The sequence below is a fragment of the Saccharopolyspora antibiotica genome (genome assembly GCF_047200635.1).
GTDB lineage: Bacteria > Actinomycetota > Actinomycetes > Mycobacteriales > Pseudonocardiaceae > Saccharopolyspora_C.
Window position 1 is genome coordinate 171,430 of sequence record NZ_JBJZOI010000012.1, and the last position, 21,825, is coordinate 193,254.

The following is a 21,825-nucleotide window of genomic DNA, read 5'->3' on the forward strand; positions in this document are numbered from 1 at the left end:
CGCCGTTGAACGAGTGCTGATCATGCCCGGGCCGGATCCGGCCCGCCAGCCGCCGCGCGGGGACGGCGGTCGGATCAACCCGCCGGGACGGGACGTCCGGCCAGCGAGGTGAGCAGCGCGGCGCACCACTCCAGCAACGCCTCGTCCCGCAGCGGCGGGGCGCCGATCCGCCCACCCGCGGCGCCCTCGGTCGGCCGCGGGACCGAGACCGTGCGCACCGTGGGCTTGTAGACCGCCTTCGGGTGCAGGCGCTTGAGCCGCATCTGCTGCGAGTCGGCCAGCTCCAGCGGCGCCACCCGCAGCGAGGACCCCTGCAGGGTCACCTCGGTGACCCCGTGCTCGCGGCACACCTGGCGGAACGCGGCGACCGCCAGCAGGCGCAGCACCGGTTCCGGCGGGGGCCCGTAGCGGTCCTCCAGCTCGGCGCGCACCGCGTCCAGCGCGGCCTGATCCCCGGCCGCGGCGATCTTGCGGTAGGCCTCCAGCCGCAACCGCTCCCCCGGCACGTAGTCGTGCGGGATGTGCGCGTCCACCGGCAGGTCCACCCGCACCTCGGCCAGTTCCCGCTCCACGTCTCCGGATTCGGCGCCCGCGTGCTGCTTGAACGCCTCCACGGCCTCGCCGACCAGCCGCACGTACAGGTCGAAGCCGACGCCCGCGATGTGCCCGGACTGCTCGGCCCCGAGGATGTTGCCCGCGCCCCGGATCTCCAGATCCTTCATCGCCACGGCCATCCCCGCGCCCAGCTCGGAGTTCTGCGCGATCGTCGCCAGCCGGTCGTGCGCGGTGTCGGTGAGCGGCTTCTCGCCCGGGTACAGGAAGTACGCGTAGCCGCGCTCCCTGGCCCGGCCGACGCGGCCGCGCAGCTGGTGCAGCTGGGAGAGCCCGAGCATGTCGGAGCGCTCCACGATCAGGGTGTTGGCGTTGGAGATGTCCAGCCCGGTCTCGACGATCGTGGTGCACACCAGCACGTCGTGCTCGCGCTCCCAGAAACCCTGGATGATCTTCTCCAGGCGGTCCTCGTTCATCTGGCCGTGCGCGGTGACGATCCGCGCCTCCGGCACCAGCTCCCGCAACGAGCGGGCCGCCTTCTCGATCGTCGAGACCCGGTTGTGCACGAAGAACACCTGGCCGTCGCGCAGCAGCTCGCGGCGGATCGCGGCACCGACCTGCTTCTGGTCGTAGGCGCCGACGTAGGTCAGCACCGGGTGCCGCTCCTCGGGCGGCGTCAGGATGGTCGACATCTCGCGGATGCCCGCCATGCTCATCTCCAGCGTCCGCGGGATGGGCGTCGCCGACATCGTCAGCACGTCCACGTGGGTGCGCAGCGCCTTGATGTGCTCCTTGTGCTCCACGCCGAAGCGCTGCTCCTCGTCCACGATGACCAGGCCGAGGTCCTTGTACCGCACACCGGTCTGCAGCAGCCGGTGGGTGCCGATGACGATGTCCACCGAGCCGTCGGCGAGCCCGCGCACCGTCTGCTCCGACTCCTGCGGATCGGTGAACCGGGACAGGCCCTTGACCGTCACCGGGAACGAGCGCATCCGGTCGGTGAAGGTGTTCAGGTGCTGCTGGGCGAGCAGCGTCGTGGGCACCAGCACCGCGACCTGCTTGCCGTCCTGCACCGCCTTGAACGCCGCGCGCACCGCGATCTCGGTCTTGCCGTAACCGACGTCACCGCAGATCACCCGGTCCATCGGCACCGGGCGCTGCATGTCGGCCTTGGCCTCGTCGATCGCGGCGAGCTGGTCACCGGTCTCGGTGTAGGGGAAGGCGTCCTCCAGCTCGCGCTGCCACGGGGTGTCGGCGCCGAAGGCGTGCCCCGGGGCGGACTGTCGGGCGGCGTAGAGCTGCACCAGCTCCGCCGCGATCTCCTTGACCGCCTTGCGGGCCTTGGCCTTGGTGCTCTTCCAGTCGGAGCCGCCGAGCTTGTTCAGCGCGGGCAACTCGCCGCCCACGTAGCGGGAGATCTCGTCGAGCTGGTCGGTGGGCACGAACAGGCGGTCGCCGGGCTGACCGCGCTTGCTCGACGCGTACTCCAGCACCAGGTACTCGCGGGTCGCGCCGCCCACGGTGCGCTGCACCATCTCCACGTACTTGCCGATGCCGTGCTGCTCGTGGACGACGAAGTCCCCCGCCTTGAGCGCCAGCGGATCGACCGCGTTGCGCCGCCGCGAGGGCATCCGGCGCATGTCCTTCGTGGAGGTGCCGCCGCGACCGCCGGTCAGGTCGGTCTCGGTGAGCACCACCAGCCCGACCCCGGGCGCCGCGAATCCGTCCTCCAGCCCGCCGCGCACCACCGTGATCATCCCGGGTTCGGGGGCGGTGCGGAGCCCGTCAGCGGCGTGGCGCACCGGCAGCTCCGCGTCCCGGAACTGCTGCACCGCGCGCTGCGCCGTGCCCTGTCCCGGCACCACCAGCACCGCGGCCCCACCGGAGGCGGTGTGCGCGCGCAGGTCGGTGAACGCGCGCTCGACCTCGCCCCGGTACGCCTCGACCTGCTTGAGGCCCAGGTGCACGACGTCGCGGTCCTCGCTGTCGCTACTGAGCTGGGTCAGCGACCACCACGGCAGCCCGATCTCCCGGGTGCGCTCCGCGACCTCGGCCAGGCCCCGGTAGGCGGCGGCCCCCAGGTCGATCGGGGCCTTGCCGCCGTCGGCGGCGACCATCCAGGAGGCCTCCAGGAACTCCTGCCCGGTGCGCACCAGGTCGGCGGCCCGCGCCCGCACCTTCTCCGGGTCGGCGAGCAGCACGTGGGTGCCCTCGGGCACGAGCTCGGTGAGCAGCCGCATCTCCCCGTCGCACAGCGCCGGGATCAACGCCTCCATGCCCTCGACGGCCGCCCCTCCCGCGATCTTGCCGAGCATCTCGGACAGGTGCGCGTCGGCCTCGTGCTGGCGGGCCAGCTCGGCCGCGCGCTCCGCGACCTCCGGCGTGATCAGCAGCTCGCGGCAGGCCGGGGCGTGCAGCGAGGTGTCGGTGGCCTCGGGCAGGGAGCGCTGGTCGGCTACCGAGAACGGCCGGATCCCGGTGACCTCGTCGCCCCAGAACTCCACCCGCAGCGGGTGCTCGACGGTCGGTGGGAAGACGTCGACGATGCCGCCGCGCACGGCGAACTCACCGCGCTTCTCGACCATGTCCACGCGCTGGTAGGCGAGGCCGGCGAGGCGCTGCACCAGGTCTTCGAAGTCGTGCTCGTCACCCGGGCCGAGCCGCACCGGCGGCAGCTCGCCGAGGCCGGGGGCGATCGGCTGGATCAGGCTGCGGACCGTGGTCACCAGGACCCGGACCGGGCCCTCCGCGTGCTCCTCCGGGTGCGCGAGCCTGCGCAGCGCGGCGAGCCGCCGCCCGACCGTGTCGGCGCGCGGGGACAACCGCTCGTGCGGCAGCGTCTCCCAGGACGGGAACACCACCACGCCGTCGGGGCCGAGCAGGCCCTCCAGCGCGGCCGCCGTCTCCTCGGCCTCGCGGCCGGTGGCGGTCACCAGCAGCACCGGGCTCGCCGCGCCGGGCCCCGCCGCCAGGGCGGCGGCGGCCAGCGGGCGCGCCGCGACCGGCCCCTCCAGCAGCAGGTGCGGGCGGCCCGCCGCCGCGACCACGGCGCCGAACGTCTCCTCCCGCAGCAGGGCGTCGAGCAGCCCGTGCAACGCGGCCGGGGTCGCATCGGTCGCCGGGGCAGCAGCAGCCTGGGTCATCACAATCCCTCGCACCGAGAAGTCTTCGGGAACACGCGCGGATCCGGCACACCGGTCCGGCCGATCCCGCGGGCGGCGGCGCGATCGGGCCTGCTCGCCCTGGTGGACCGCGAACCGGTACGGATGGCGGGAGTCGGCGTCCAGCCTACGACTCCGCACCGACGGCGTCCGCCCGCCCCGCGTCCGCCCGGCCCGGCCGACGGCGGGGATCGCGGCTCGCCGTCAGCGGCGGGGCGGCGGCGAGCCGGGTTGCCGCCGGCGCAAGAGGACCGCTTCCCGGCGGCTCCGCGCGCACCGGCGCGACCGGGAGGTCAGCGCCAGCTGCCGAGCTTGGGCTTGTGCTCCAGGTTGGAGAGGCCGTTCCAGGCGATGTTGACGAGGTGGGCGGCGACCTCGTCCTTCTTCGGCTTGCGGGCCTCCAGCCACCACTGGCCGACCAGCGCGACCATGCCCACGAGCGCCTGGCTGTAGAGCGGGGCCAGCTTCGCGTCGTAGCCCTTGGCGCTGAACTGGAGCCCGAGGATGTGCTCGACCTGGCTGGCGATGTCGTTGAGCAGCGAGGAGAACGTGCCCGTCGTGCTCGCCACCGGGGAGTCCCGGACCAGGATGCGGAAGCCGTCGGTCGAGGTGTCGATGTACTCCAGCAGCGCGCCCGCCGCCTGCTCCAGCAGCGCGCGCGGGTGCCCGGCGGACAGCGCCGAGACCATCGAGTCGAGCAGCGCGCGCATCTCGCGGTCCACGACGACCGCGTAGATGCCCTCCTTGCCGCCGAAGTGCTCGTAGACGACCGGCTTGGAGACGCCCGCGCGGTGCGCGATCTCCTCGATGGAGGCCGCCTCGAAGCCCTTCTCGGCGAACAGCGCCCTGGCCACGTCGAGCAGCTGCTGGCGCCGCTCCTCGCCGGTCATCCGGACCCGGGTCGTGCGCGCCGACCGGCGCCTCGTCTCCGAGTCCGGGGAATCGCGCCTGCGCCGTGCCGCCACGTCAGCCACCTTATCCATGCCTTCTGCCCGCGACGCGGGCCTCTCCGGGGCTAGCCGCGGTTCGTGGAGGACGCACCGGCCGGATCGCGACAACCCCGCCCGGGCAGCGCACGGCCCCGACCCGCGCGCCGGAGCGCGCCGACCGGGGCCGTGCCCGCGGACCTTCCCCCACCGGAACCCGGGCCTGCGCCCGGGCGACGATCAGCCCTTGTAGTCGGTGACCGCGATGCGGGCCAGGCGCTTCTCGTTCGGCCAGCGGACCTTCCAGGCCCAGCCGAGCTTCTCGAAGATCCAGATGACCCGCGCGGAGATGTCCAGCTGCCCGCGCCGCACCCCGTGCCGGGCGCAGGTCGGGTCGGCGTGGTGCGAGTTGTGCCAGGACTCACCGAAGGACACGATCGCCAGCGGCCAGAAGTTCGAGGCCTTGTCCCGGCTCTTGTACGGGCGCTCGCCGATCATGTGGCAGATCGAGTTCACCGACCACGTGATGTGGTGCAGCAGCGAGACGCGCACCAGGCCGGCCCAGAAGAAGCCGGTCAGCGCGCCCCACCAGGACCAGGTCAGCAGCCCGCCGAGCACCGCGGGCAGCAGCAGGCTCAGCGCGGTCCACAGCACGAACAGGTTGTTCAGCTTGACCAGCCGCGTTTCCTTGTGCAGGTCCGGGGCGAAGCGGTCCTCGTTGGTCATGTCGCGGTCGAACAGCCAACCCATGTGGGCGTGCCAGAAGCCCTTGGCCAGCGCGCCCGGGGTGCTGCCGAAGCGCCACGGCGAGTGCGGGTCGCCGTCGCGGTCCGAGTAGGCGTGGTGCCTGCGGTGGTCGGCGACCCAGGTGATCACCGGTCCCTGCAGCGAGGTCATCCCGGCGATGGCCAGGGTCGCGCGGACCGGCCAGTTCGACTTGAAGGAGCCGTGCGTGAACAGCCGGTGGAAGCCGACGGTCACGCCGAGCCCGCTGAACACGTAGAAGAAGGCCGCCAGCCCGACGTCCACCCAGCCCAGGCCCCACCCCCAGGCGAACGGGACGGCTGCGACCAGTGCGACGCACGGGACCAGGACGAACACGTAGACGAAGAACTGGGCCAGCCGGGGGCGGTCGCCCGCCGTCAGCGGCTTCGGCCCGGTATCAGTACCGGTTTCCTCGGTAGCAACGTCGGTTGCTGCGGTCATGCTCACTACCTCAACAGGGTCGGGTGGTGGAAAGGGGCGGCAGCGCCGGAAGGTTCGGCGTCGGCCCCGCAGATCCTACGGGACCGTAACCTACGCCAGCGTAAGTTGGTGGATGCGCAATCGTCACCCCCTGGCGACGGAAAAGCGGCGTGTCGTCGTCGTCCGGGCGTGTCTCATCGAGCGCGTGCGATCGTTCGTGCACCCGTGCGAGTGATCACCCTGGACGGCCGTGCCACGATGTCGACTGGACGGACGCGGCCGAGGGGCGGGCCGGTAAGCTCAGGCGCCGGGTCCGCGATCGACATCGCCCGATCCGCCGTGGTGTAAAGGCAGCACCTCAGATTTTGGTTCTGATGGTCCAGGTTCGAGTCCTGGCGGCGGAGCACCGGTCCCCGGGACCGGGTCCGGGCGGAGGTGTTCCTGACCGCCCGGCGAGCGATGCCGACGTCGAACCGTGGTCGATCGCCGACCTCCCCGGCCCCGGCCGGGTGTGGATGCCAGCAGGGGGTGTGCGCCGCTGCGCGAGGACACGACGGACGTGCGCGACGACGCCGCAACCGCGCTGAGCGAGGTCAGCGACGCGTGGTTGGTCGGTCGTGCTCGCGAGCTCAACGCCGTCGGCCAGAACGGCGACGCCCTCGGTCAGCGCAGCACCATCCGCGAGGCGGACGGCCTGCTCGCCGAGGCCCAGCGCCGGGGCGAACCCCGCGTCGTCGCCCAGATGCTGCGGCACTGCGCCGCGATGCGGCTGTCCACCTCCGGGCTCGCGCACGGCGCGGAGCCGCTGCTCGACGAACTCCTCACCCACAGCCGCAGGCACGGGCTGACCGTGCTGGAAGCCGACGCCTACGCGCTGCGGGGCAGGCGGGCCCTGCTCACCGGCAGCGAGGACAACGCGATCACCGAGGTCGCCAGCGGGCTGGCGATGCTGGAGGACGAGCCCGTCCCGGACACCGCGCTGGGCAGGCGCTCCTGGGACCGGCTGCTGGCGACCGCGCTGATCGACCTCGGCTCCGTGCTGACCCAGCTCGGCATCTACGAGACCGCCGACGAGGTGATGGCCCGCGCCCTGCACCGGATCCGGGAGAGCGGCGGTCCGCACGAGATCGCGCTGCACATGATGAACCGCTGCCGGATGTTCCTCGGCTGGGGCCTGCGACTGGAGCGCATCGGGCAGGAGGCCGCCGCGGGTGAGCGGTTCAACACGGCCTCCGGCCTCGCCCTCGGGGTCGAGGTGCCGTGGCGGGAGTCGCTGTTCCCCCGGTTGGCCGACCGGTCGGCCGCCGACCAGATCCCGGTGCTCGGCGCCGCGCACGCGCTGGCCCGCCCGGCCCCGGAGCAGATCGAGCGGTTGCAGCGGCTGCGCTCGCTGGACCGCGCCATCCACCCGCGCGAGAAGATCATCGTGACCATCGCGCTGTCCCGCTGCCTGATCCAGGCGGGCAGACGAGCGGAGGCGGTGCGGATGCTCGCCGAGACCCGTTCCAAGGTCACCGCCGAGTCCGCCGACCCGACGCTGCGGCTCTCGCTGGCCCGCGAGTACGCGCAGCTCGCCGAGTTCGACCGCGACCACCGCACCAGCGACGCTGTGCACGACTACGTGCTGGACCTGGAGAACGAGCTGTGGGCGATGCGCGAGGGGCGCTACCTGACGCTGAGCACCCGGTTGGAGAACTCCCGGCTGAACCTGCGGCACGACGCGATCACCCAGCAGGCGTTGCAGGACCCGCTGACCGGCCTGTCCAACCGGCGCGCGCTCGACGAGCGGCTCGACTCGCTGCTGGACTCCCCCGAGGCGCAACCGCTGGCGGTGGCGCTGGTGGATCTCGACGGGTTCAAGGAGGTCAACGACCGGTGCTCGCACGCGGAGGGCGACGACGTGCTGCGGGTGGTGGCGAGCACGCTGCGGGACACGCTGCGGGTGGACGACTTCGTGGCCCGCTACGGCGGGGACGAGTTCGTGGTGCTGCTGCCGGGCGTGGCGCTGAGCGCGGCGGAATCGGCCCTGCGGCGCACGGTGGAGGCGATCGCGCGGCTGCCGAAGGCGCTCTCGCGCGGGGTGACGCTGTCGATCGGCGTGGTCGCCCGGCGCCCGCACGAGTCGGGGGCCCAGGTGCAGGCCCGCGCGGACGCGGCGATGTACCAGGCCAAGCGGGACGGCGGGAACCAGGTCGCGACCTTCTCGACGGACTCCGACGAGGCCGCCGAGGACCAGGAGACCTGGATTCCCCCGCAGCCGCACTGATCCGGCCGCCCGGCTCGCGCGCCGGGCGCGGCGACGGAAGCCCGTTGCCGCCGGGTGACCCGGGTCCCTGCACCGATCAGGTGCCGGTGAGGCTCGTTACACGGACACGAGACCCCGGCGGCCGAAATGGCCGGTTCACCCGGATCGGCCGTTCCGATGCTTGCGCGCGCACTCTCCGTGACTTCCGGATCCCCGAGCCGGGGAACCGCGGTTTTCCCGCGGACGGGCCCTCCGCGGCAGGACGACCACCCGCCGCGATCAGCTGCGCGTGATCGCAAAGTCGCAGTTCGGAACGGCCGTGGCACCCGGGTTCGGATGGACCCGGCGGGTATCATCACTTCCCGCCGGACAAGCGGCGAGGGTCACCGGCGCAGGAGGGCGACGCCCCGGTTACCCTTCACCCGCTTGGACGCCATCAGCAGCCGGTTCGCGGCGAGAATGCTCACCGTGACCGCACCGACCAGGGCGACTCCGGCGTGTCGGCGTCGAACCCGCTTGAGACCCAAGGGAGTGCGTTGATGCCCCAGGGCGAGAACGCCCGGCCCGCGCCCCGCAGCACCTCCGGCGCGGCTTCCTCCGATCCCTCCGCGACGATCAGCACCGTCGTGCTCGCCGCGGGCGAGGGAACCCGGATGCGATCGGCCACGCCGAAGGTGCTGCACCGCCTCGCCGGCCGGCCGCTGGTCGAGCACGCGGTGCGCGCGGCCGCGGGCACCGGAACGGACGAGCTGGTCGTCGTGATCGGCCACGGCCGCGACGCCGTCGGCGAGCACCTGGCCGAGGTCGCCTCCGACCTGGGCCGCCCGGTGCTCACCGCCGTGCAGGACCAGCAGCTCGGCACGGGACACGCGGTGTCCTGCGGGCTGGGCGCGCTGGCGGACCCGCGCCGGGGCACCGTGCTGGTCAGCTACGGCGACGTTCCGCTGCTGGACACCGCCACCCTCACCGGCCTGCTCGACGAGCACCGGGAGCGGGGCAACGCGGTGACCGTGCTCTCCGCGGTCGTCGAGGATCCCACCGGCTACGGCCGGCTGGTGCGCGACGAGGCCGGCCAGGTCACCGGCATCGTCGAGCAGAAGGACGCCACCGGCGCGCAGGCCGAGATCCAGGAGATCAACTCCGGGGTCTACGCCTTCGACGCGGCAGTGCTCTCCGACGCGCTGGAGCGGCTGTCCACCGACAACGCCCAGGGCGAGCTCTACCTCACCGACGTGCTCGCCATCGCCCGCGCTGAGGGGCACGCCGTCGGCGCGCTGGTCTGCGCGGACACCTGGCTGGTCGAGGGCGTCAACGACCGGGTGCAGCTGGCCCGGCTCGGCGCGGAGCTCAACCGCAGGCTGGTGCTGGACTGGATGCGCGCGGGCGTCACCGTCACCGATCCGGCCTCGGTGTGGCTGGACCGCGACGTGATCCTGGACCGCGACGTGACCCTGGAGCCGGGTGTGCAGCTGCGCGGCGGCACCACCGTCGGCGCGGGTGCGCTGATCGGCCCGGACACCACGCTCACCGGCTGCACCGTGCACCCGGGCGCCTCCGTGGTGCGCAGCCACGGCGAGGGCGCCGAGGTGGGGCCGGGCGCCTCCGTCGGCCCGTTCGCCTACCTGCGCCCCGGCGCGGAGCTCGGCGAGCGCGGCAAGGTCGGCACCTTCGTCGAGGTCAAGAACTCCCGGATCGGCGAGGGCAGCAAGATCCCGCACCTGACCTACGTCGGGGACGCCGAGATCGGCGAGGGGAGCAACATCGGCGCGGCGACCGTGTTCGTGAACTACGACGGGGTCGCCAAGCACCGCACCGTGATCGGTTCCCACGCGCGGACGGGGGCGGACAACATGTTCGTCGCGCCCGTGCGGGTCGGGGACGGCGCCTACACCGCCGCCGGTTCGGTCATCACCCAAGACGTCCCCCCGGGCGCCATGGCGGTCGCCCGGGGACGGCAGCGCAACATCGAAGGCTGGGTGGCCCGGCGCCGCCCGGACACCGCCGCCGACCAGGCCGCTCAGCAGGCTCAGGAGCGGTCGGGATCTGACCTGACCACCAATCCGATGAGTGACACCCGATGACGGGGGTCAACGGGGAGGGACGATGACCGTGAGTGCCATGTCTGCGACCCCGAAGAAGAGCCTCAAGCTCTTCTCCGGGAGCAGCCACCCGGAACTTGCCGAGGAGGTGGCCAAGCAACTCGACGTGACGATCACGCCCCAGTCGGCCTACAAGTTCGCGAACGGCGAGATCTTCGTCCGCTACGACGAGTCGGCCCGCGGCTGCGACGCCTTCGTGATCCAGTCCCACTGCGCGCCGCTCAACGACGCCATCATGGAACAGCTGATCATGGTGGACGCGCTGAAGCGGGCCAGCGCCAAGCGGATCACCGTGGTGATGCCGTTCTACGGCTACGCCCGGCAGGACAAGAAGCACAAGGGCCGCGAGCCGATCTCGGCGCGGCTGATGGCGGACCTGTTCAAGACCGCCGGTGCGGACCGGATCATGACGGTGGACCTGCACACCGATCAGATCCAGGGCTTCTTCGACGGCCCGGTGGACCACCTGCTCGCGCAGACGGTGCTGTCCGACTACATCCGGCAGACCTACACCGACGAGCAGATCACCGTGGTCTCCCCGGACTCCGGCCGGGTGCGGGTCGCGGAGAAGTGGGCGGACAACCTCGGCGGGACCCCGCTGGCGTTCATCCACAAGACCCGGGACCCCACGAAGCCGAACCAGGTGGTCGCCAACCGCGTCGTCGGTGACGTCGAGGGACGGCTCTGCGTGCTGGTCGACGACATGATCGACACCGGCGGCACGATCACCAAGGCCACCGAGCAGCTGCTGGCGTCCGGCGCGAAGGACGTCATCATCGCGGCGACCCACGGCGTGCTGTCCGGTCCGGCGGTGGAGCGGCTGTCCTCCTGCGGCGCCAAGGAGGTCGTGCTGACCAACACGCTGCCGATCCCGGACGAGCTGCGGTTCGACACCCTGCGGGTGCTCTCGATCGCCCCGCTGGTCGCGGAGGCCATCCACCAGGTGTTCGAGGACGGCTCGGTCACGAGCCTGTTCGACGGCCACGCCTGATCCCGCGCGCGAGAAGGCCCGGTCCCCCTCGGGACCGGGCCTTCTCGGCGTTTCCGGCGACGATCAGATCGTCGTGACGATCTCCTCGTACTCGTGGCGGGGCAGCCGGTCGAACCAGGGCTCCGCGCCCGGCTTGCCGATGTTGACCACGACGAGGACCTTCTTGGTCCCGTCCGGGAAGAACTCGTCGTTGATCCCGGCGGCGTCGAACCCGGTCATCGGCCCGGCGGCGAGCCCGGCGGCGCGCACCCCGAGGATGAAGTACGCGACCTGGAGCGTGGCGTTGAGCTTGGCGTTCTCGGCGCGGAAGGCGTCGTCGCCCGCCCACATGTCCTTGGCGTTCGGCGCGTGCGGGAACATCCGCGGCAGGTTCTCGTGGAACTCGGTGTCGGCGGCTAGCACGGCCACCAGCGGCGCGCTCGCCGTCTTGGCCCGGTTGCCCTCCATCAGGTGCGGCAGCAGGCGCTGCTTGCCCTCATCCGAGCGCGCGAGCACGATCCGCAGCGGCTGCTGGTTCATCGAGGTCGGGCCCCACTTGACCAGGTCGTAGATCGCGCGCAGCTGCTCCTCGGTGACCTCCTCGGAGCTGAAGGTGTTGGCGGTGCGCGCGTCGCGGAACAGCAGGTCCTGGGCGTCCTCGGACAGCTGCAGGCCGGTGGCGGCTTCGGTCGAAGTCATGATCACTTCCTCGCTCGGTGTCAACCGGGCAACGTGGTTGAACCTTCCAGCATTCCGGAAGGCGGCGAAGCCCACATCAGAGCAGGCCGACGAGCTCGTTCACGGCGACGCCGACGAACAGCAGCAGGCACAGGCCGAGCAGGGTGTTCGACAGCCACCGGGAGCGGTGCGCGGCGGGCATCGCCCGCGAGTTCAGCAGCACCAGCAGCGTCCCCGCCAGGAACGGCATGAACAGCGCGCCCAGCACCCCGTAGACCAAGGTCAGCTGGAACGGCTTGCTGAACAGCAGCAGCACCATCGGCGGGAAGGTCAGCCACAGCAGGTAGACCCGGTACGCCGTGCTGTGCATCCCGGCGTGGTGGTCGTAGTCCGCGGCGCTCTCCACCGGCACGTCCTTCGGCAGCCGCCAGGTGCGCCACCAGTCCGCGAACAGCAGGCTCACGCCGTTCCACACGCCGATCACCGAGCTGAACGCGACGGCGAAGAAGCCCACCAGGAACGGGATCCGCGCCCACTGGCCGTAGTCCGCGGCGAGCACCTCGCCGAGGTTGAGCAGCCCCTTGTCGCCCGCGGTGAGGTCCTGTCCGAGCAGGATCTCGGCGCCCACCACCAGCATCGCCACCACGAAGATCCCGGTGGTGACGTAGCCGACCGCGTTGTCCATCCGCATGATCGGCAGCCACTTCGGGCTCCGCCAGCCCTTCGCGAAGGTCCAGTACCCGTAGGCGGCCATCGTGATCGTGCCGCCGACCCCGCCCATCAGCCCGAGCACGTAGGCGACCGAGCCGTCCGGCATCGTCGGCACCGCGCCCTTGCCCAGTTCCACCAGGTTCGGGCCGACGAGCAGCGCCGTGCCGACCACGGTCACGAACATGACCCCGACGAGCACGGTCATGATCTTCTCCAGCACGGCGTACCGGCCGAACCAGACCAGGGCCAGCCCGAGCAGCCCGCACAGCGCGGCCCAGCCGCCCACCGGCAGCACCGGGAACAGCGCGTTCAGCGGCAGCGCCGAGGCGGACATCGCGGTGGCGCCGTAGACGAACCCCCAGACCACGATGTAGGCGCCGAAGTAGGTGGTGGCCCACCGCCCCAGCGAGCGCCAGCCGGAGAGCATCGTCCGCTCACCGCCGAGGTGCCAGCGGCCCACCGCCTCGCCCAGCGCCAGCTTGAACACCGCGCCCAGCACGACGGCCCAGAACAGCGCGTAGCCGTAGCGAGCACCGGCCACCATCGTGGCGACCAGGTCGCCGGCGCCGACACCGGTGGCGGCGGCCATGATGCCGGGCCCGATCTGCTTGAACCGGGCCCAGCCGGTCACCGGTTCGGCCTCCGCGGGGGCGTTCTCGGCGCTGGGTCCGGAGCTCGTGTCAGCTGACATGCGGGTCAAACTAGCCGCGCGTCCGGCGGCGGTCATCCGCTAGCGACCAAACCGTGACGGTGGATGGCGACCACGCCTCCGCCGTGCACTCCCCCGGCGAGTGATCACGCTGCGCCGAACGGCCGCCGCCGATCACCGCGATGGACGACCCCCGCCCCGGGGACGATCAGTACGCGACGGTGAATCGGGCGCGGTGGTGCCGCCGCGCCTCCAGCTCGTCGACGAAGGCGAGCGCGTAGTCGTCGCCGCCGATCGTGGAGCGGCCGTCCGCATCGGACAGCAGCACGTCGCCCCCGGCCCGGTAGCGCCCGGTCCGCTCCCCCGGCACGTGGGCGCCGAACTCCGCGGGCGGGCTCAGGTAGAACCAGTCCACCTCCTCCGGCGCCGCGCGCAGGGCGTCGAGCACCTTCGCGTGCGCGGTCGCCTCCACCGCGAACTCAGCCGGGAACCCGGGGGTGTCCAGCAGCCGGGGACCGCCCTCGGCGACCAGCAGGCTCGCAGCGCCGCCCACCACGCCGAGCCGGAAGCCGTCGGCGCGCGCCGCCGCCAGCAGGCCGGGCACCGCGTCGAGGAGCTTCTCGCCGCCCTCCAGCGGCCGCCCCGGGGTCGCGATCACCACCGCGTCCGCGTCCCGGGTGACCTCCCGGAGGAGGTCCGGGTCGTGCAGCGAACCGGCCCGGGCGGTGAGCCGCGGGTGCGGCGCGAGCCGGCTCACGTCGCGGGCCACTCCGACGACCTCGTGCCCCCGCGCGAGCGCCTCGGACAGGATGCGGCCACCCGCGTAGCCGGTGGCGCCGAACAGAACGATCCGCATGGTTCCTCCTCGATCGATGACTTCCGCGACGGTAACCACTGGTTACCAGTGACTTCACCGTGCTATAGGTACCTCATGGTTACCGAACTGGTCCCGAACGTGCACGATCCCGCCTGCCCCACCCGCGTGGTGCTCGACCGCGTCGGCGACCGGTGGACGTCGCTGGTCGTGCTGAACCTGGCCGACGGCCCGCTGCGCTTCACGCGGCTGCGCTCCGCGATCGGCGGCGTGGCGCCGAAGGTGCTCACCCAGACCCTGCGCGCGATGGAGCGCGACGGCCTGCTCAACCGGACCGCGCACGCCGAGGTTCCACCGCGGGTGGAGTACGAGCTCACCGAGCTGGGGCAGTCGCTGCGCGAGCCGATCCGGGCCATCACCGGCTGGGCCGAGGCGCACGTGAGCGAGATCCTCGCGGCCCGCGAGCGCTACGACGAGGAGCGCTGACCACCGCTGCCCCACCCGGGCGGCACCCCCGCCGCACGCGGGCTCTAAACTGTTCGGGTTGCCTCGGCGAGGCCGGGTCCTGCCACCCGGCGTGATCGACGCGGCGGCGCGGTGTTCGCCCTCGTGGACGCGAAGGACGCACCGGTGCCGTCCGCACCAGGTGCCGCCCCGTCCGGTACGCGCCGCCCACGCCCAGTGGTTCACCCGCCGCCGCAGGCCGCCGACCAGTTACCGTTCCGCCCGACGTCACGAGGAGTGCACCACCGTGTCCGAGGTACGTATTTCCGTCGAACCGCGCACCGAGTTCGGCAAGGGCGCCGCCCGTCGCACCCGCCGCGCAGGCAAGATCCCCGCGGTGCTGTACGGCCACGGCTCCGACCCCAAGCACCTGTCGCTGCCCGCGATCGAGTTCGCCCGCGCGGTCCGCTCCAACGGCCAGAACGCGGTGCTGACCCTCGAGGTCGCCGGCTCCGCCGACGAGCTCGCGCTGACCAAGACCATCACCGCGCACCCGATCAAGAACTACATCGAGCACGTGGACCTGCTGCTGGTCAAGCGCGGCGAGAAGGTCACCGTGAACGTGCCGATCGTCCTGGTCGGCGACGCCGCCCCGGGCACCCTGGTCACCCAGGACCTCAACGACCTCGAGGTCGAGGCCGAGGCGCTGCACATCCCGGAGCAGTTCGAGGTCTCGGTCGAGGGCGCTGAGGACGGCACCCGGATCCACGCCTCCGACGTGAAGCTGCCCCGCGGCGTCACCCTCACCACGGAGGGCGAGTCCCTGATCGCCGCGATCAGCGAGGCGCCCTCCGCCGCCGACATGGAGTCGGAGATCGACACCGAGGGCGCGGGCGTCGTCGAGGACGAGCCCGAAGAGGGCTCCGAGGCCTGAGCCCACGACGTCGGGCAGGTGACCGGGGCGCGGTGCGCCGCGTCCCGGTCACCCCGGCCCCGTCGTGATCCGCGCGGTCCGTCCGCGCACCCCCTCGGCGAACTCCGCGTCGGGGGTACCCCGCCCTGACCGCCTGTCGAGGACGCAGCCTGGTGACCACTCCTGACGCTCCCGCGCTCATCGTCGGCCTGGGCAACCCGGGACCTCGCTACGAAGGCAACCGGCACAACGTCGGCTTCCTCGTCGTCGACGAGCTCGCGTCCCGGATCGGCGGCAAGTTCAAGGCGCACAAGGCGGGCGCCGAGGTCGTCGAGGGCAGGCTCGGGTCCCGCCGCGTGGTGCTGGCCAAGCCTCGCTCGTTCATGAACCTCTCCGGCGGTCCCGTCTCCGGTGCCGCGAAGTTCTTCAAGGTCGCCCCCGACTCGATCATCGTCGTGCACGACGAGCTCGACCTGCCCTACGGCGCGGTGCGGCTCAAGCTCGGCGGTGGCGAGAACGGGCACAACGGGCTGCGCTCGATCACCAAGTCGCTGGGCACCAGGGACTACCTGCGAGTGCGCTTCGGCGTGGATCGGCCGCCGGGCCGGATGGATCCGGCCGACTACGTGCTCAAGGACTTCTCCGCCGCGGAGCGCAAGGATCTCGGCTACTTCGTCGACCTCTGCGCCGACGCCGCGGAGGCCCTGGCCACCGACGGCTTGGAGCCGGCCCAGAACCGCTTCCACTGAGCCCGCGCGACGACGCCTCGTGGATCAGCTCGATCCCGGACGAGGAAACCCGCCGGGGTTCCACCCGGCCCCGAACGGGCCGGCCGAGGCCGGTTCCTGATCCTCACCCCGCCAGCTCCGGCACGAGGGAGGCCGTGGCGGCTCGTCGCAGCTTGCCGGACGGGGTTTTCGGCAGCGTGCCCGGTTCCAGCACCACCACGGCGGCGGGTCGGGCCCCGACCGCTCGGACCACGCTGGTGGTGACCTCCTGGCGCAGCGCCTTCTCCGCCTCCTCCGTCCGCGCGCCGGCGGACTCCAGGACCACCGCGAACCGCTCCCGGCGGCTGCCCGCGTCGAGCCGGACGGCGGCGGCGTTGCCCGCCCGCACCCCGGCCACCTCCCCGGCCGCGCGCTCGACGTCCACCGGGTAGATGTTGCGGCCGCCCATGATGATCACGTCCTTGCGCCGCCCGCAGACGACGACCTGGCCGTCCACCAGGTAGCCGTCGTCACCGGTGTCGAACCAGCCGTCCGCCCCCGCGGCGGGCACCGGTCCGTCCGCGGTCAGGTAGCCCGAGGTCACGGCCGGACCCCGGATGCGCAGCCTGCCGACCTCCCGCTCCCCCAGCTCGACGCCCTCGGCATCGACGACCTGCACCTCCATCCCGGGCAGCGCCGAACCGAGCAGGGCGAAGGACCGGGTGGACGTCGCGCCCGGGCTCGCGGGCTCGGCCCGGTTCCCGCGTTCCAGGGCCTCGGCGGCGACGGTGTCCACCCGCATCGTCGATCCCAGCGGAGCCAAGGAGACCGCCAGCGTCGCCTCCGCCATCCCGTAGGCGCACACCACGGCCGTCTCGCGCAGGCCGAAGCGGGATCCGGCCTCGGTGAAGGCGTGCGCGGCGGCGGTGTCCACCGGGTCCGCGCCGTTGAGCGCGAACCGCAGCGCGGAGAGGTCGAAGGCGCCGTCCTCGGCGCGGCTCATCCGATGGGCGGTGACGGCGTAGGCGAAGCTCGGCGCCGCGGTCACGGTGCCCCCGTAGCGGCTGATCAGCTCGGGCCACAGCAGCGGAGCGGCGAGGAACTCGGTCGGCGTCACCTGCACCGCCTCCATCCCGATCGCCATCGGCACGATCAGCGTGCCGACCAGACCCATGTCGTGGAACAGCGGCAGCCAGGACACCGAGACGTCCCGCTCCGGGTCCAGCCGCACCGAGCGGACCATCGCGGTGGTGTTCGCGTGCAGGTTGCCGTGGGTGATCCGCACCGCCTTCGGCTCGGCGGTGGAACCGCTGGTGAGCTGGAGCAGCGCGGTCGCGTCCTCGCCGGTGGGCACCGGCTCCGCGAGCCGGTCCGGGTGCCCGGCCAGCTCAGCGAGGTCGTGGTGGCGGATCCCGTACGAGCGAAGCAGGTCCGCCAGCGGCTCGAACGAAGGCCCCAGCAGCACCAGGTCCGCGCCGATCACGTGCAGCACCCGCACCGCGTCCTGCGCCCAGCGGGCCAGATCGGTGCGCGGGGCCGGCTGGTGCAGCATCGTCACGCTGGTGCCCGCCAGCCAACCGCCCTGCACGGCGGGAGCGATCGCTCCCGGGTCGGCGGCGAGCACGGCCACGGCGGAGCCGGGGGTGGCGAGCTCCCGGAGCGCGGCGGCGATCCGCCGGGCCTCGTCGTGCACCTGGCCCCACGTGTCGCGCCGGGTCGCCCGGGGTTCGCCGGTGACGAGGCCGCGCCCACCTCCCCCGTCCAGCGCAGCGCCCACGATCCCGTCCACGAACCGACTCATGTGACGCACATTACGGCGCGGAGCGCCCCGGGCGGAACCGTCTCGACGAGCTCGTCCCGGCGCCTCCGGCCCCGGCGGCCAGGACCGGGGACCGGGCTCGGTTCGCGTCAGTCCAGCTGGTCGGCGAGCTCCAGCCAGCGGGCCTCGACCTCGTCCTTCTCCTGCTGCAACGCGCGCAGATCGGAGTTGAGGCCTTGCAGCCGCTGCGGTTCGGTGGCCGCCTCGGCCAGCTTGACGTGCAAGTCCGACTCGCGAGCGCCGAGCTTGTCGAGCTGCCGCTCCAGCTTCGCCAGGTCCTTGCGGGCGGCGCGGTCCTGCGCCCCGGACAGCTTGGCGGGCTTGGCGTCGACCGCGTCCGCGGCCTGCCTGCCGAGGCTCTCGCCACCCGCCAGCAGCGAGCTGCGCCGCCGCAGGTACTCCTCGATCCCGCCGACGAGATCGCTGAGCCCGCCGTCGCCGAACAGCGCGACGACCTGGTCGCACACCCGCTCCACCAGGTACCGGTCGTGCGAGACGACCACCAGCGTGCCCGGCCAGCCGTCGAGCAGGTCCTCCAGCTGCTGGAGGGTGTCGATGTCGAGGTCGTTCGTGGGCTCGTCCAGGATCAGCACGTTCGGCTCGTCCATGAGCAGCCGCGCCAGCTGGAGCCGCCTGCGCTCTCCGCCGGAGAGGTCGCCGACCGGGGTCCACTGCCGGCCCTTGCCGAAGCCGAACCGCTCACCCAGCTGCGAGGCGGTCAGCTCGTACTTGCCCAGCTGCACCCGCTCGGCCACGTCCTCGATGGCCTCCAGCACCCGCCAGTCGCCCGGCAGGTCGTGCAGCTCCTGGGTCAGGTGCGCCAGCCGCACGGTCGCGCCGACCCGGCGGGTCCCGGCATCGGGTTCGCGCTCACCCGCGAGCAGCCGCAGCAGCGTGGTCTTGCCGGAACCGTTGACGCCGACGAGCCCGATCCGGTCGCCGGGGCCGATCCGCCAGGTCAGGTCGCGCAGCAGGGTGCGGTCCGCGATCCGCAGGTCGACGCCTTCGAGCTCGATCACCGTCTTGCCGAGGCGGCGGCGGGCGAAGCTCACCAGCTCCACGGTGTCGCGCGGCGGCGGGACGTCGGAGATGAGCGCCTCGGCGGCCTCCACCCGGTAGCGGGGCTTGGAGGTGCGGGCCTTCGCACCGCGCTGCAGCCAGGCGAGCTCCTTGCGCGCCAGGTTCTGCCGCTTCTCCTCGGCCTGCTGGGCGAGCCTGCCGCGCTCGGCGCGGGCGAAGATCCAGTCCGCGTAGCCGCCCTCGTACTGCTCGACCTTCCCCTGCGCGACCTCCCAGGTGCGGTTGCACACGGTGTCCAGGAACCAGCGGTCGTGCGTGACGATCACCAGCGCGCAGCGGCGGGAGAGCAGGTGGTCGGCCAGCCAGCGCACGCCCTCGACGTCGAGGTGGTTGGTCGGCTCGTCCAGCACCAGCAGGTCCAGGTCCCGCACCAGGGCGGCGGCCAGGGCGACGCGGCGCCGCTCCCCGCCGGAGAAGTCGGCGACGGGCGTGTCCAGCCCGAGCCGGGTCATGCCGAGCCCGGTGAGCACCGAGCGCACCCGCGCGTCGGCGGCCCACTCGTGCTCGGCGGTGAACCCGTGCGGGTCCAGCACCGCGTGCCGCACGGTGGAATCGGCCGGGAGCTCGGTGCGCTGGGTGACCACCGCCATCCGGAGATCCCTGGCCTGGCTGACCCGGCCGGAGTCGGGTTCCTCGGCGCCGGAGAGCACCTCCAGCAGCGTCGTCTTGCCGCCGCCGTTGAGGCCGACGACACCGATGCGTTCGCCTTCGTCGACGCCGAGGGAGACGCCGTCCAGCAGGGGACGCACTCCGTAGCTCTTGTGCACGGATTCGAGGTTGATCAGGTTCGCCATCGGGGTCGCGGATCTCCAGGGCAGGAACGGGGAAGGTCAGGCGTGGACCTGGGGCGGGGTCGGCCGGTCGGCGCGGTCGTCGCCGATGACCCGGGCGCCGGGCACCGGTCCCTGGGCGACCCGCACGGTCCGGCACACGCCCGCGCCGGAGAGCTCGGCGGCCACCCGGACCGCGGCTTCGCCGTCGGTGCACAGGAACGCGCAGGTCGGGCCGGAGCCGGAGACGATCCCGGCCAGCGCGCCCGCCTCCACGCCCGCGCGCAGGGTGCGGCGCAGGTTCGGCCGCAGCGACACGGCCGCGGACTGCAGGTCGTTGCCGAGCAACAGCGCGAGCTGACGCGGGTCGCCGGAGGCCAGCGCCTCCAGCAACGGCTCGACCTCGCCGCAGCCGTGGTTCCCGCTGTCCCCGCGCAGCCGGTCGAGCTCGCGGTACACGCCGGGGGTCTCCAGGCCGCGCCGGTCCAGCGCGATGACCCAGTGGAAGGTGTGCCGGGCCAGCACCGGCACCAGGCGCTCGCCGCGACCGGTGCCCAGCGCGGTCCCGCCCTGCAGCGAGAACGGCACGTCGCTGCCGATCCGGCCCGCGATGTCGCTGAGCTCGTCGCGACCGATCTCCAGCCGCCACAGCGCGTTCAGCGCCAGCAGCGCGGCGGCCGCGTCGGCGCTGCCGCCCGCCATGCCACCGGCCACGGGGATGCCCTTGCGGATCGACACGTGCACGCCCGGCTCCTCCGGGTCGCGCCCGGAGTGCTCGGCGAGCAGGCGGACCGCGGTCCACGCGAGGTTGCTCGGGCCGGTGGGCACCGAGTCGGCGCCCTCGCCGTGCACCTCGATGCCGGGTTCGTCGGCGGTCCGCACCGTGACCTCGTCGGTCAGCGACAGCGCCTGGAAGACGGTGACCAGCTCGTGGTAGCCGTCCGGGCGAGTAGCGCCGACCGACAGATGCAGGTTCACCTTGGCCGGGACACGCACGGTGATGGGGGTGGGTACCACGGAGAGCACTCCTAGAGCGTACGTGTCCGCGCGAGCCAGGTCCCGCAGCAGCACCGACTTCACCGCGCGAGCGCGACGGACCCGCTGGTCAGCGGGTCCGTCGGGGCGAACGCGCGGCGGCACCGGACGCGCGGTGACCGCGCCGCTTCCCGTCAGCGGCGGAGCCGCCGGGCCGCGACCGGCGCCAGCGGTCTGAGCAGGCCGTTCACCGCTGATCTCACGAGGCCGGGACGACCGCCACGCCACCGTAGGTCCGCTGGATGAAGTCCTTGACCTCCGGGGAGCGCAGCAGCTCGGCGAGCTTCTGCACCCGCGGGTCCTTCGCCATCGCCGGGGAGGCGACCAGCCCGTTGGCGTACGGGTTGTTCTCGGCGCTCTCCACCACCAGCGGGTCGCGCAGCCCGGCCTTGAGCGCGTAGTTGCCGTTGACGATCGCGGCGTCCGCGTCGTCCACCGCGCGCGGCAGCTGGTCGCTGGAGAGCTCCTGGAAGCGCAGGTCCTTCGGGTTCCGCACCACGTCCCGGACCCCGGCGCCCTGCTCCGAGCCGGGCTTGAGGGTCAGCAGCCCGTTGTCCTGCAGCAGCTTCAGGCTCCGGGTCAGGTTGGCCGGGTCGTTCGGCAGCGCGATCCGCGCGCCCGAGGGCAGCTCCCGCAGCGAGCGCACCTCCTTGGAGTAGATCGACAGCGGCTCCAGGTGCACGGCCTGGACCCACTCGAACTCACCCCCGCGCTGCGCCCGGTACTCCTCCAGGAACGGGACGTGCTGGTAGTAGTTCGCGTCCAGCTCGCCGTTCGCGACGGCCTCGTTGGGGCGGTTGTAGTCGTCGAACTCCTGGATCTCCAGGTCGATGCCCGCCTTCGGGGCCAGTTCCTCGTCGACGAACTTCAGGATCTCGCCGTGCGGCTGCGGGCTCACCCCGATGGCCAGCGGCGCGTTCGGGTCTTGGGCGGCCTCGGTGCCGGTGCCGCCGCAGCCCGCCAGGGCCAGCGAGGCGGCGGTGAGCACGACCGCCAGGGAGCGAAAGCGCATCGCGTGGGTCCTTTCTGGAAGTCCGGTGCGCGCGCACCGGTGGCGGGGGGGGGGG

Annotated in this window: 16 protein-coding genes and 1 tRNA gene; 7 read left to right on the forward strand and 10 right to left on the reverse strand. The window is 72.7% G+C overall.

Features of this window, described 5'->3' with window-relative positions:
- Positions 1–74 precede the first annotated feature (74 nt).
- From mfd to ACL03H_RS12450, 3 genes are all read right to left on the reverse strand, one after another.
- Complete coding sequence (mfd, locus tag ACL03H_RS12440) at positions 75–3,695, reverse strand: transcription-repair coupling factor (RefSeq protein ID WP_412811330.1); 3,621 nt, start codon at positions 3,693–3,695, stop codon at positions 75–77.
- A gap of 311 nt (positions 3,696–4,006) precedes the next feature.
- Entirely contained in the window at positions 4,007–4,603 is a 597-nt protein-coding gene (locus ACL03H_RS12445; protein ID WP_412811359.1) for a TetR family transcriptional regulator, read from the reverse strand.
- Positions 4,604–4,879: 276 nt separating this feature from the next.
- On the reverse strand, positions 4,880–5,845 hold the full coding sequence (locus ACL03H_RS12450) for an acyl-CoA desaturase (protein ID WP_412811331.1): 966 nt from the start codon (positions 5,843–5,845) through the stop codon (positions 4,880–4,882).
- A gap of 312 nt (positions 5,846–6,157) precedes the next feature.
- Between ACL03H_RS12450 and ACL03H_RS12455 the strand changes: the two genes are divergently transcribed.
- From ACL03H_RS12455 to ACL03H_RS12470, 4 genes are all read left to right on the forward strand, one after another.
- Positions 6,158–6,228 (forward strand) — tRNA-Gln (locus ACL03H_RS12455).
- A gap of 155 nt (positions 6,229–6,383) precedes the next feature.
- Positions 6,384–8,090: a GGDEF domain-containing protein gene (locus ACL03H_RS12460; protein WP_412811332.1), complete on the forward strand. Its 1,707-nt coding sequence runs from the start codon at positions 6,384–6,386 to the stop codon at positions 8,088–8,090.
- Between the two features lie 518 nt (positions 8,091–8,608).
- Entirely contained in the window at positions 8,609–10,150 is a 1,542-nt protein-coding gene (gene glmU, locus ACL03H_RS12465; protein WP_412811333.1) for a bifunctional UDP-N-acetylglucosamine diphosphorylase/glucosamine-1-phosphate N-acetyltransferase GlmU, read from the forward strand.
- Between the two features lie 37 nt (positions 10,151–10,187).
- Positions 10,188–11,159, forward strand: coding sequence for a ribose-phosphate diphosphokinase (locus ACL03H_RS12470; RefSeq protein WP_412811334.1), 972 nt, complete (start codon positions 10,188–10,190; stop codon positions 11,157–11,159).
- Positions 11,160–11,222: 63 nt separating this feature from the next.
- On the opposite strand, the gene ACL03H_RS12475 is transcribed toward ACL03H_RS12470, so the two are convergent.
- The 3 genes from ACL03H_RS12475 to ACL03H_RS12485 all read right to left on the reverse strand — a co-directional run bounded on the left by ACL03H_RS12475 (position 11,223) and on the right by ACL03H_RS12485 (position 14,032).
- Complete coding sequence (locus tag ACL03H_RS12475) at positions 11,223–11,837, reverse strand: malonic semialdehyde reductase (protein ID WP_412811335.1); 615 nt, start codon at positions 11,835–11,837, stop codon at positions 11,223–11,225.
- A gap of 76 nt (positions 11,838–11,913) precedes the next feature.
- Positions 11,914–13,218, reverse strand: a complete 1,305-nt coding sequence (locus tag ACL03H_RS12480; RefSeq protein WP_412811336.1) for an Nramp family divalent metal transporter — start codon at positions 13,216–13,218, stop codon at positions 11,914–11,916.
- Between the two features lie 166 nt (positions 13,219–13,384).
- On the reverse strand, positions 13,385–14,032 hold the full coding sequence (locus ACL03H_RS12485; protein ID WP_412811337.1) for an NAD(P)-dependent oxidoreductase: 648 nt from the start codon (positions 14,030–14,032) through the stop codon (positions 13,385–13,387).
- Between the two features lie 75 nt (positions 14,033–14,107).
- Between ACL03H_RS12485 and ACL03H_RS12490 the strand changes: the two genes are divergently transcribed.
- From ACL03H_RS12490 to pth, 3 genes are all read left to right on the forward strand, one after another.
- Positions 14,108–14,476 carry a winged helix-turn-helix transcriptional regulator gene (locus ACL03H_RS12490; RefSeq protein ID WP_412811338.1) on the forward strand — a complete coding sequence of 123 codons (369 nt, stop codon included), beginning with the start codon at positions 14,108–14,110 and terminating at the stop codon, positions 14,474–14,476.
- Positions 14,477–14,741: 265 nt separating this feature from the next.
- On the forward strand, positions 14,742–15,368 hold the full coding sequence (locus tag ACL03H_RS12495) for a 50S ribosomal protein L25/general stress protein Ctc (protein WP_412811339.1): 627 nt from the start codon (positions 14,742–14,744) through the stop codon (positions 15,366–15,368).
- 152 nt (positions 15,369–15,520) lie between these two features.
- Positions 15,521–16,096, forward strand: coding sequence for an aminoacyl-tRNA hydrolase (pth, locus tag ACL03H_RS12500; RefSeq protein ID WP_412811340.1), 576 nt, complete (start codon positions 15,521–15,523; stop codon positions 16,094–16,096).
- A gap of 103 nt (positions 16,097–16,199) precedes the next feature.
- On the opposite strand, the gene ACL03H_RS12505 is transcribed toward pth, so the two are convergent.
- The 4 genes from ACL03H_RS12505 to ACL03H_RS12520 form a co-directional block, all read right to left on the reverse strand.
- Complete coding sequence (locus ACL03H_RS12505) at positions 16,200–17,855, reverse strand: fatty acyl-AMP ligase (protein WP_412811341.1); 1,656 nt, start codon at positions 17,853–17,855, stop codon at positions 16,200–16,202.
- A 107-nt stretch (positions 17,856–17,962) separates the two neighbouring features.
- A complete protein-coding gene (locus ACL03H_RS12510; protein WP_412811342.1) occupies positions 17,963–19,747 on the reverse strand; it encodes an ABC-F family ATP-binding cassette domain-containing protein in 1,785 nt (594 codons plus the stop codon).
- A gap of 36 nt (positions 19,748–19,783) precedes the next feature.
- Complete coding sequence (locus ACL03H_RS12515; protein ID WP_412811360.1) at positions 19,784–20,740, reverse strand: 4-(cytidine 5'-diphospho)-2-C-methyl-D-erythritol kinase; 957 nt, start codon at positions 20,738–20,740, stop codon at positions 19,784–19,786.
- A gap of 217 nt (positions 20,741–20,957) precedes the next feature.
- On the reverse strand, positions 20,958–21,770 hold the full coding sequence (locus ACL03H_RS12520; protein WP_412811343.1) for a MetQ/NlpA family ABC transporter substrate-binding protein: 813 nt from the start codon (positions 21,768–21,770) through the stop codon (positions 20,958–20,960).
- Positions 21,771–21,825 lie beyond the last annotated feature (55 nt).